This is a genomic window from Actinomyces urogenitalis (assembly GCF_002861525.1).
Taxonomy (GTDB): Bacteria; Actinomycetota; Actinomycetes; order Actinomycetales; family Actinomycetaceae; genus Actinomyces; species Actinomyces urogenitalis.
Window position 1 is genome coordinate 231330 of sequence record NZ_PKHA01000002.1, and the last position, 10334, is coordinate 241663.

At 70.6% G+C, this 10334-nt stretch carries 8 protein-coding genes and 3 tRNA genes; 3 read left to right on the top strand and 8 right to left on the bottom strand.

What is annotated here, in order from left to right:
* The first annotated feature begins 51 nt into the window (after positions 1–51).
* Both CYJ26_RS03710 and CYJ26_RS03715 read left to right on the top strand, forming a co-directional pair.
* The gene (locus CYJ26_RS03710) at positions 52–765 is read left to right on the top strand and encodes a Maf family protein (protein WP_048683452.1); all 714 of its coding nucleotides are present in this window, start codon (positions 52–54) and stop codon (positions 763–765) included.
* Positions 762–4637, top strand: a complete 3876-nt coding sequence (locus tag CYJ26_RS03715; protein ID WP_101637969.1) for a carboxyl transferase domain-containing protein — start codon at positions 762–764, stop codon at positions 4635–4637. The genes CYJ26_RS03710 and CYJ26_RS03715 overlap by 4 nt, the downstream gene beginning before the upstream one ends.
* Here the strand turns inward: CYJ26_RS03715 and CYJ26_RS03720 are convergent.
* The 6 genes from CYJ26_RS03720 to CYJ26_RS03745 form a co-directional block, all read right to left on the bottom strand.
* Positions 4611–5249, bottom strand: coding sequence for a MarR family winged helix-turn-helix transcriptional regulator (locus CYJ26_RS03720; protein WP_244902012.1), 639 nt, complete (start codon positions 5247–5249; stop codon positions 4611–4613). The genes CYJ26_RS03715 and CYJ26_RS03720 overlap by 27 nt on opposite strands.
* 233 nt (positions 5250–5482) lie before the next feature.
* Entirely contained in the window at positions 5483–6262 is a 780-nt protein-coding gene (locus tag CYJ26_RS03725) for a hotdog family protein (RefSeq protein WP_145990759.1), read from the bottom strand.
* Positions 6263–6293: 31 nt separating this feature from the next.
* Entirely contained in the window at positions 6294–6464 is a 171-nt protein-coding gene (rpmG, locus tag CYJ26_RS03730) for a 50S ribosomal protein L33 (RefSeq protein ID WP_006548990.1), read from the bottom strand.
* Between the two features lie 56 nt (positions 6465–6520).
* Positions 6521–6594 (bottom strand) — tRNA-Met (locus CYJ26_RS03735).
* Between the two features lie 41 nt (positions 6595–6635).
* Positions 6636–6708: transfer RNA gene (locus tag CYJ26_RS03740), tRNA-Thr, on the bottom strand.
* Positions 6709–6833: 125 nt separating this feature from the next.
* Positions 6834–6915 (bottom strand) — tRNA-Tyr (locus CYJ26_RS03745).
* A 186-nt stretch (positions 6916–7101) separates the two neighbouring features.
* Between CYJ26_RS03745 and CYJ26_RS03750 the strand changes: the two genes are divergently transcribed.
* Positions 7102–7599, top strand: a complete 498-nt coding sequence (locus CYJ26_RS03750; RefSeq protein ID WP_101637972.1) for a YajQ family cyclic di-GMP-binding protein — start codon at positions 7102–7104, stop codon at positions 7597–7599.
* Between the two features lie 115 nt (positions 7600–7714).
* Here CYJ26_RS03750 and htpX read toward each other — a convergent pair whose 3' ends face one another.
* Positions 7715–8578 carry a zinc metalloprotease HtpX gene (gene htpX, locus CYJ26_RS03755; protein ID WP_006548988.1) on the bottom strand — a complete coding sequence of 288 codons (864 nt, stop codon included), beginning with the start codon at positions 8576–8578 and terminating at the stop codon, positions 7715–7717.
* Positions 8579–8704: 126 nt separating this feature from the next.
* Positions 8705–10204 (bottom strand): FAD-dependent oxidoreductase, encoded by a 1500-nt coding sequence (locus CYJ26_RS03760; RefSeq protein ID WP_101637973.1) that lies wholly within the window; start codon positions 10202–10204, stop codon positions 8705–8707.
* Between the last annotated feature and the right edge of the window lie 130 nt (positions 10205–10334).

The following is a 10334-nucleotide window of genomic DNA, read 5'->3' on the forward strand; positions in this document are numbered from 1 at the left end:
GCCCACCTTCACGCCGCCGAGGATGTCTCAGCCCCTCACTAGGCTGGGGCCGTGATTCTCCTCGCCTCGAAGTCAGCCGGTCGCCTCGCTACCCTGCGTGCCGCTGGGATCACCCCACGGGTCCAGGTCTCCGAGGTTGATGAGCCGGCGGTGCTCACCAAGCTCGCTGCCGCTGCCGCCCGGAGCGGGGCTCCTGCACCGGGTCCTGCCGAGCAGGTCCAGGCCCTGGCACGGGCCAAGGCTCACGCAGTCGCCTCCACGCTCAGCCCGGAGGACCTGGCCGGCGACCCGGCGCTGATCGTGGTGGGCTGCGACTCCATGCTGGAGATCGACGGCCAGGTGATCGGCAAGCCGCGCAGCCCGCAGGCAGCCCGCGAGCGCTGGCTGGCCATGCGCGGTCGCATCGGGGTGCTGCACACCGGTCACACCGTCATCCGTGGCCGTGACGGTGAGAGCGTGGAGGGCGTGTCCTCCACGATCGTCCACTTCGCCTTCCCCTCCGAGGCGGAGATCGAGGCCTACATCGCCACTCAGGAACCGCTGTGGTGCGCCGGCGCCTTCACGATCGACGGCCTGGGAGGAGCCTTTATCGAGGGGGTTGAGGGTGATCCGCATGGCGTGGTCGGGCTGTCCCTGCCGCTGCTGCGCCGCCTGGTCTGCGAGCTCGGCGTGACCTGGACGGACCTGTGGGACCTCGGCGCCGGCACGCCGGGCACGCAGCCGGCGGCCTTTGACGCACCGGCCTCGCGCGAGGCACGCCCGTGACTCGCCTGCTCGTGGCCGCGCGTGCCACCACGGCGGCGCGTGTGGCCCGCAGCGCCCGCCGGCACGGCCTGAGCCCCGTCGGGGTCTTCACCCAGACCGAACGTGACGCCCGCTGGCTGAGCCTGCTCGACGACGCCGCCGAGGTCCCCTCCTATGACGACGTCCCTGCCCTCCTGGCCGCCGCCAGGCAGACAGGGGCGAGCGTGCTCCACCCCGGAGTCGGCTTCGCTGCCGAGTCGGCCGCCCTGGCACGCGCCTGCCTGGAGGCAGGACTGACCTGGGTGGGCCCTAGCCCACAGGCACTGGAGCTGGTGACGGACAAGCTGGCCCTCTCACGCCGAGCCGCAGAGCTCTCGGTGCCGGTGCCACTCACACTCGGCCCGGTCACGAACCTGGAAGAGCTCGCCCAGGCCGCCACCCAGGTGGCGGGGCCCGCCATGCTCAAAACGGTCCACGGCGGGGGCGGTCGCGGAGTGCTCCCGCTGCCTGGGTCCAGCGCCGGCCAGCTGCGGAGAGCCTGGCAGAGCCTGGCGGGCCTGGGTCCCCTCCTTCTTCAGGCTGACGTCCCCAACGCCAGGCACATTGAGGTCCAGGCCCTGGCCGACGGCGCAGGCGGGGTGATGACCCTGGGCACGCGTGAGTGCTCGCTGCAGCGTCGGGCCCAGAAGATCATGGAGGAGGCTCCTGCGCCTTTCCTGGCTGAGGACCTGGTCCAGGAGCTGGAGGACTGGACGTGCCTGGTGCTGGGCTCGGCGGGGCTGCAGGGTGTGGCGACCTGCGAGTTCCTCCTACCCCACGCTGGCACGCCCGTGCTCCTGGAGGTCAACGCCCGCCTCCAGGTTGAGCACGCAGTGAGCGAGGAGGTCAGCGGCATGGACCTCGTGCGTGCCCAGCTGGTCCTGGCTCAGGGGGGCGACCTGGATGAGGTCCTGGCAACCTGCGGGGGAAGCCCGCTGCCCTCCAGCCGCGGCGCCGGAACGCGCCTGCGCGTGGACGGGCACGCCGTCGAAGCCCGCCTGTACGCCGAGGACCCAGACACGCTGCTGCCCTCCCAGGTGGCGCTACGCGCCCTCTCGATCCCTCTGTCAACGCCCGATGAGCGCGCCGAGGTGGCCTCGCACCGCCCACCGAGCCTGCCACGCCTGCGGGTGGAGCGAGGCACCTACCCAGGCGACGCGCCCCAACCCGCCTTTTCCGAGCCGCTTGCGCTGGTATCCGCCACCGCCGCTAGCCGCGAGGAGGCGCTGGCCACCCTGGACGCAGCGCTGGAGCAGGTTGAGGTCCAGGGACCGGCCACGCTGGTTCCTCTGCTGCGCCAGGCACTCGCCGATCCGGAGATGCGTGAGCCCATGGACTATCGCGTCACCACGCGCTGGGTCGAGGAGCACCTGCGCCCCGACGCCGCGGGCGCCGGCTTGCCGCAGGAGGCTCCTGAACCAGCCAAGGCGGCCCCCGCCCCTGCCGTACCCGTGACCGCGCTGCGCGCGCCCATGGCTGGAACCCTGGTCATGGCGGCCCGGCCCGGTCCCGTCAGTGCCGGCCAGAGCGTCGCGGTCATTGAGGCCATGAAGATGCGGCTTCCCGTGCCCGCCCCCGGCAGCGGGACGATCGAGCCGGCCGAGCCTGCCATGGAGGCCGGGCGCACCGTTCGAGCAGGCGAGGTCCTGGCCCGGCTGGTCCCGGACGGCCTGACCCGCGAGCGCGCGAGCGAGCCGGTGGCTGCCCTCTCCCCCACCACCGAGGCAGGATCGGCCGGCGCGCGGGTCACACCGGCGCCCCGACGCTATCGTCCCAGCGCCGCCGAGCGCGTGGCCGAGCTGGTTGACCCTGACAGCCTGCACCAGCTCGTGGACGAGGACGCCGTCCTTACTGCCTGGGCGCGGCTGGAGGGGCGTGAGGTCGCCGTATGGGCGCAGGACCCCAGCGTCCTGGGAGGCACCATCGGCCTGGCCGGGGCCCGGAGGGTGGCGCGGCTCATCGACCAGGCCGCCAGCCGCACCATTCCCGTCATCAGCCTGCTCGACGGCGGAGGGGCCCGCGTGCAGGAGGGTGTGGACGCGCTGGCCGGAGTCGGCCTCATCCTGGCAACCGAGACCCGCGCGCGCGGGCGCACCCTCCAACTCGGCCTGGTCCTGGGACCGGCGGCCGGAGGGGCGGCGTACGCCCCGGCGCTGACGGACCTGCTCGTCATGGTGGAGGGAGCTGGCGAGGTCTTCCTCACCGGTCCTGCGGTCCTGGCCTCCTCAACCGGCGAGCGCACGAACCCCGAGGCCCTGGGCGGCGCCGACCTCCATGCCCGCCGTGCTGGCACCGCGCACCTGACGGTCCCGGATGAGTCTGCCGCCTGGCAGGCTGCCCGGAGTCTGGTGAGCATGGCCCCGGTCGCCACCGACCGGGGACCGGCGCTGCCGCTGCGCACCGGGGGTGCCGGCACCCAGGTCACTCCTGGGGACCGGTTCACCGCCCGGACTGTCCCTGCCGACCTCGCCGAGCCCTATGACGTGCGCTCGCTGCTGCGGCGGCTGACGGACCGCGGGGAGCTGATCGAGCTGCGTGAGGCCTGGGCGCCGAATGTGGTGACCGCCCTGGCACGCGTGGAGGGGGTCCCGATCGGCGTCGTGGCGACCCAGCCCGCGGTCCTGGCCGGCTCGCTTGATCCTCTCTCCTCCCAGAAGCTCACCGAGCACCTTGAGCTGTGCTCCCGGCTGGGGCTACCACTGCTCACGATCGTGGACACCCCGGGGTTCCTGCCTGGGATCGAGGCTGAGGAAGCCGGAACGGTGCGGCAGGGAGCACGGGTGGTGGCCGCCTACGCCAGCTATGAGGCCCAGGCCGGTCCTCTGCTCACGCTGGTGACCCGCCGGGCTTATGGCGGCGCCTACGTCGGGCTCGGCTCCCGGGGACTGGCTGGTGGACGCACCGGAGTATGGCCCGGCGCGCGCATCGGCGTCATGGACGCCTCCAGCGCCGTCGACCTCATCCACCGGCGCCGGCTGCGCCAGGCGCGGCAGGATGGTGAGGACGTGCAGGAGCTGCGCCGCTCGCTGATTGAGGACACGCTGGAGGGCCAGACCGGGCAGAACGCTGTGTCCCGAGGATGGGTGGATGAGTTGGTCGCGCCGGAGCAGACCCGTTCCTGGATCGCTCGCTGCCTGGCCCACGCCGCTGATCGGTCCAGGCAGTCCAGCCATGACCCCTCCCTACCGGGAGACGCACTCCCTGGCACCCGTGACGACGTCGCCACTGATGACGACATCCCAGCCGGCACGGGCGCTGTGCTGAGGCTGACGGGTCCTGGCGGCCTGCGACACCTGGGCGACGGCTGGGTGGAGTGCACCTGCGGCTCGCGGCACTGGGGCATGAACGGAGCGGCTGGGCTCCTGGTCTGGCGAGCGGCACGCCCCGAGCCGGTCCGCAGGGGCAGCGCCGGCCAGGCGGTCCACGATGGCATCGAGGTCCTCCTTCAGCTGCGCGCCGGCTGGACCCACCAGGGCGGGACCTGGGGACTGCCAGGGGGCGCCGTTGCCGACGGGGAAACGGCCGCCGAGGCTGCCCTGCGTGAGTGCGAGGAGGAGGCCGGCCTGCCGGCGCGCGTGCTCCACCTGGGGACGGCACAGGTGCAGGAGCACGGTGCGTGGCGCTACTCCACCTTCGTTGCCCAGGCGCCGGCCGATCCGGCGTGGGACCGGCTGATTGCCGTCGACGGCGAGTCGACGCGGCTGGAGTGGGTCAGGCTGGAGCCCAGCGGCCAGTCCTGGCAGCAGCCGGGAGCTGGCAGCCTGCCGCTCCTGCCCGCGCTGGGCACCGTGTGGCCCGAGCTGGCTGGCCTGCTACCGGCTCCGGGATCACAGCTGCTCGTCGGGGTCGGCTAGCGCCGTCAGCATCGAGGTGAACTGCTCCAGCTCAGCGGGGTCGAGCCGCTCGATGAGGTGGCGACGCACGCCGTCGAGGTGGATCGGGGCCGCGGTGCGCAGGAAGTCCAAGCCAGCAGGCGTGAGGTGGCAGTTGACGCCGCGGCGGTCCGAGGAGCACGAGCTGCGCTCGACGTAGCCCTCCTTCTCCAACCGTCCCACCGTGTGGGTCAGACGCGAGCGGGAGTGGGAGACGTGGTCAGCCAGGGCGGACATCCTCAGGCTGTGGTCGGGAGCCTCGGACAGGCGCACGAGGATCTCGTACTCATACATGGAGATACCGGCGCCGGCCTCCAGCTCGTGGTTGAGGCTTGCGGTCACACCGATGGAGGCGGCCAGGAAGGCGCGCCACGCGGCCATCTCCTGGGCGTCGAGCAGGCGGGGTGAGCTCTGACCGCAGGAGCCGGCACTCTCTTGCCCGCAGGCCTGCGCCGGTGGGGCGCTTTCCTGGCCGCACGAGCCCGTCTCGGCCGCCTCCTGGCTCGGGGCGAGGTCCTGCCCGCAGCCGGTCACCGTCGCCGACCCAGCATCGCCCTGTGAGGCCCGCTCCGAGGTCCCGTGCGCGCTGGTCATGTCATACTCCTTCGCCTCAAGATCGTCCATGATTGAACGACCGTCCTTGTATATCACTGTCCGCGCACACACGCTGTGCGGTCGCTCACCACAACTGAGGACCTCGTGGCCGCGCGGGAGGGGATGACAGACCTGCGAGAGCCTACCCTATTGACAGGCAGACGTTATGGCCCGCCCGGTTCAGCATCAGCGCTGCCGTCTCGCCGTCACCTCGCGGCCGTTGCGAGGCCCGGTCAGGATCGACGGCGCAGCACCAGCCCGTCAGCCCCGTACAGGTCCCCATTGGGCGAGGCCCGCAGCTCAGCCGCGCCGTCGACGACGACCGGGGCGACCAGACGCGCGTCCAGGCCGTCCCGGGCCGGGACGAGCGCCAGGCTCAGGGCCGCCAGAAGCATTCCGTGCACCACCACGCCGTCATGGGCGGTGAGCCCGATCCCTCGCCCCGCTCCTGGCTCCAGATGAATCCTGTTGTCATCCCCACTCGCGCTCACCCAGGTCCACACGTCCTCATCGCGCACGAGGAGCCTGTGCCCCGCATCCCCCATCCGGCTCGGCACGGTGCCAGCGCGGGGCGAGACCTCCTGCAGCCGAGGCGAATCACCGTCCCGACGAGCCAGCCAGATCGTGGTCTGCCACCCACAGGCCGTCGCCGTGACCTCGGTGAGCTCCCACCCACCACGCCGGGCGGTCACCAGCCGTGGCTGCGCCGTCGACCGAGCCGGACCCGCCGCAGGCGGGCCAAGCCGCAGGCGCCGGTGGACCAGGCCGTCCCAGACGAGGCGGTCACTGCCGCGCAGATCACGGAGCAGCTCCAGGGCGGGACGCAGGTAGCTCACGGCGTCCCGCGCCGCGCGCTCCACCCCGCCTGGGGGCAGCGCCTCGTCCCCACAACGCCCTAGGACCGAAGAGATCACCTGCGCCAGCGCGCGATCACGAGGCGCCGGAACGCCCTCGCCACGGGCATGAGCATGACGAAACCCCGCCGACGCAGGGTCGGCGGGGTTCATGCTCATGCCCGGATGCTACCGGGTCGAGCCAGAAGACTCAGCGGGTCTCGCGGTGCTCCGTGTGCTTGCCGCAACGGGCGCAGAACTTCTTCAGCGTGAGCCGGTCGGGGGTGTTCCGACGGTTCTTCTTGGTGATGTAGTTACGCTCCTTGCACTCCGAGCAAGCCAGAGTGATCTTGGGGCGAACGTCGCTGGACTTGCTAGCCACGTGTCTCTCCTCTGATTGATCCTCGAGCCGGTGGGCGCCTTGCTCGAAACCTTGCGTAGCGGGGGAGGGACTCGAACCCTCGACCTCACGATTATGAGTCGTGCGCTCTAACCAGCTGAGCTACCTCGCCATATCAACACAATGGGGGCCGCTTGGCCCCCGCAGTGTCAGAGCCCCGAAAGGGAATCGAACCCTTGACCTTCTCCTTACCATGGAGACGCTCTGCCGACTGAGCTATCGGGGCAACGAGCGGAATCTTAAGCAGATCCGTTTTACTCTCGCAATCCGGCTCCGCGTGGCTTCGCTCACTGCGGCCCGCCCCCGTGAGGGCGGAGATCATCACCAAGCCTGTTGACCTGGCGATCATCGTGGCGGGTGAGGGATTCGAACCCCCGTAGCATTCCGCGGCTGATTTACAGTCAGCTCCCATTGGCCGCTCGGGCAACCCGCCTTGCTCCGCTCATCGATCAGGTGATCGCTGTTCGGTGCCGTGGAAGAATAGCAAGCCCGGTACCCGGGACGCCAATCGCACGCGTAGGACCCTGCTCACAGCCTGTCCGACGGCGGCCGCCGCCTTCGCCAGGTCAGCGGGCCTAGCGCCCGCGCTCACCTCGCCCACAGAAAGGACAGGACGGACATGGCCTCTGACTCCTCCTTTGACGTCGTCTCCAAGCTGGATCGCCAGGAGGTGGACAACGCCGTCAACCAGACCGCCAAGGAGATCTCCCAGCGCTATGACTTCCGCGGCGTGGACGCCGGCGTCGAGCTGGCAGGCGACACCATCACCCTGCAGGCCAACTCCGCCGAGCGGGTCCTGGCCGTGCTCGACGTCCTGCAGTCCAAGCTCTTCCGGCGCGGAGTCTCCCTCAAGGCCCTCGACCTAGGGGATAAGGAGCCCAAGCCCTCAGGCAAGATCTACAAGCTAGTGTGCCCGCTCAAGGAGGGCCTGACCCAGGAGGTCGCCAAGAAGGTCACCAAGGCCATCCGCGACGAGGGTCCCAAGGGCGTCAAGGCCACGATCCAGGGCGACGAGGTCCGCGTGTCCTCCAAGTCTCGTGACGACCTCCAGGCGGTGATCGTCCTGCTCAAGGAGCTCGACGTCGACGTCCCCCTCCAGTTCGTCAACTACCGCTGAGCTGCCCCCCCCGGTCTGCCTGCCGCAGGCCGGCGGTCCTGGCTGCCACAGGCCACGCGTGACACGGCTGCGGCCCCGGACACCACTGTGGTGTCCGGGGCCGCAGCCGTACGCGTCAGTAGCCCGCCATCTGCTCCAGGCGCGCGATGCGCTTGTCCATCGGAGGGTGCGTGGCAAACAGGCTGCGCAAGCGACCGAAGGGGTTGGCGATCATCATGGAGCTGACAGGCTCCAGCCGCGGCTCCTGAGCCATCGGCGCGGCCGCCACGCCGGTCTCCAGCTTGTGCAGCGCGCTGGCCAGCGCGAGCGGGTCACCGGTGAGGACGGCGCCGTCATGGTCGGCGTCGTACTCGCGGGTACGGGAGACGGCGAACTGAGTCAGCGTGGCAGCCAGTGGGGCCAGGATCGAGATGAGCAGCAGGACCAAGACGTTGGAGTCCCTCCGGTCCCGGCCTCCCCCGAACCACAGCACCATCTGCGCCACCGATGAGATAACGCCCGCGATCCCGGCGGCCACGGAGCCGGTGAGGATATCCCGGTTGTAGACGTGGGAGAGCTCATGGCCCAGCACGCCTCGCAGCTCGCGCTCGTTGAGCAGCTGCAGGATGCCCTGCGTGCAGCACACCGCGGCATGCTCAGGGTTGCGTCCCGTAGCGAAGGCGTTGGGGCTCATGGTCGGGGCCACGTACAGCCGCGGCATGGGCTGGCCGGCCTTGGTGGACAGCTCACGCACGACGGCGTACATCACCGGCTGCTGCTCGGGCGTGACCTCGATGGCCCCCATCGAGCGCACGGCCAGCTTGTCAGAGTTCCAGTATGTGTAGGCCGTCTGGGCCACGCCGATCGCCGGCATGATGAAGAGCCAGACGCTGGAGCCGGTGCCCTGGGCGAGCAGCCAGCCGATGAGCAGCAGGAGGCTCCACAGCCCGCCCATAAGCACGGCGGTCTTGAGCCCGTTGTGGTGGTCGGTACCGGTCATGGCGCGATTGTATGGACGCCACCTGGGAGTCCTCTGGGTCCGTCCCGCCTCCGCCAGCAAGACACGCCGCCACAGGTTTCAGACACACCCGCAGCACCGAGGCACGCCGCGAAGACGGGGCTGCGCTCAGCCCTGCGAGCCCTCCGACAGGCGGTGGGCCACACGCTCCGGGACCCGAGAAGGATCGGGCTGGCCGATGAGGTCGCAGGGCACCTGCTCCTGGCGGGAGATCGCCGTCATGGCCTCGCGGGAGACCACTTTGACGCGCTCGCGCGGCTTCAAGGCCCCGCCCGTGACCTCGACCTCGCCGTAGGCCTGGCCGAGCTCACGCTCGTAGGCGTCCAGCAGCTCCCAGCCCTCCCAGGTGGTGTAGGGCACCTGGCGGCCCTCAAGCAGCGCCAGTAGGGCGTCGTGCCCCACCTGCGACTCGTCGTCGGTCGTGGCGTGCAGCAGGCCGGCGTGGGCGTCCTCCACCAGGTGCGAGATGGTCTCCTGGGCGTCGGACTTGGTCGAGCCGATGAGGCCGACCGGCCCGCGGCGGATCCACCCGGTGGCGTAGACACCGGTGAGCGGGTTGCCGTCCTCCCCGATGACGCGCCCGCCCTCGTTGGGGATGACGTGACGGGCCTGGTCGAAGGGCAGCCCCTCGATCGGGCTGCCGGCGTAGCCAACGGCGCGGTAGACGGCCTGGGCGGGCCAGTCGCGGTACTCCCCCGTGCCGGAGACGGTGCCGTCCCCGTTCAGGCGGGTGCGCTCGGTGCGCAGGCCGCGCACGTGACCGTCCTCGTCCAGCAGCACCTCGTGGGGAGCCTGGAAGAGGTGGATGTGAATGGTGCGGGAGGCAGTCAGGTCCTCCGGCTCCTGCATGGCGTAGCCCTCCAGGGCCTTGACGACCTGACGCTGCTGGTTGGAGGAGCGCAGCGCCTCCTCGCTTCCGGCGTCGTACTCGAAGTCCTCCTCGTCAACGGTGACGTCGACGTCGGGCTGCTTGCCGAGCTCGCGCAGCTCCAGCGGGGTGAACTTGACCTGGGCCGGGCCACGGCGCCCGAAGACGTGCACGTCAGTGACCGGTGAGGTCTTGAGGACCTCGGCCACGTTGGCGGGGATCTCGGTGGTCATGAGGTCCTCAGGGTGCTTGGCCAGCACGCGCGCGATGTCCAGGCCCACGTTGCCCACGCCGATGACCGCCACCTCGCGGGCGGACAGGTCCCAGGTGCGCGGGTGGTCGGGGTGAGCGTCGTACCAGGACACGAAGTCGGCGCCGCCGTAGGACTCCGGGGCGTCGATGCCGGGGATGTCGAGGGGTGCGTCAGTGTCCGCGCCGGTGGAGAAGATGAGGGCGTCGTAGTGCTCGTGGAGCTCGGCCACCGAGATGTCGCGGCCGACCTCCACGTTGCCGATGAGCCGGATGTCCCCGCGCTGCAGGATCTTGTACAGCGCCACGATGATCTGCTTGATGCGCGGGTGGTCCGGGGCCACGCCGTAGCGCACCAGGCCGTAGGGAGCAGGCAGGCGCTCGAACAGGTCGATGCTCACGTCCAGCCCGGACTTGGACAGGATGTCGGAAGCGTAGATACCGGCGGGGCCGGCACCGATGACGGCTACTGACAGGGGACGTGTGCTCACGGTGACTTGGTTCCTGACCTCGGGTACGAATCTCGCCGGCGCCGCCTCAGGCCCCACTCAGGGCATGACGACGGCGCAGGCCATCGCACAGTCTACGGACCAAGGCCGTCCTTACCCAGGGGACGGGACG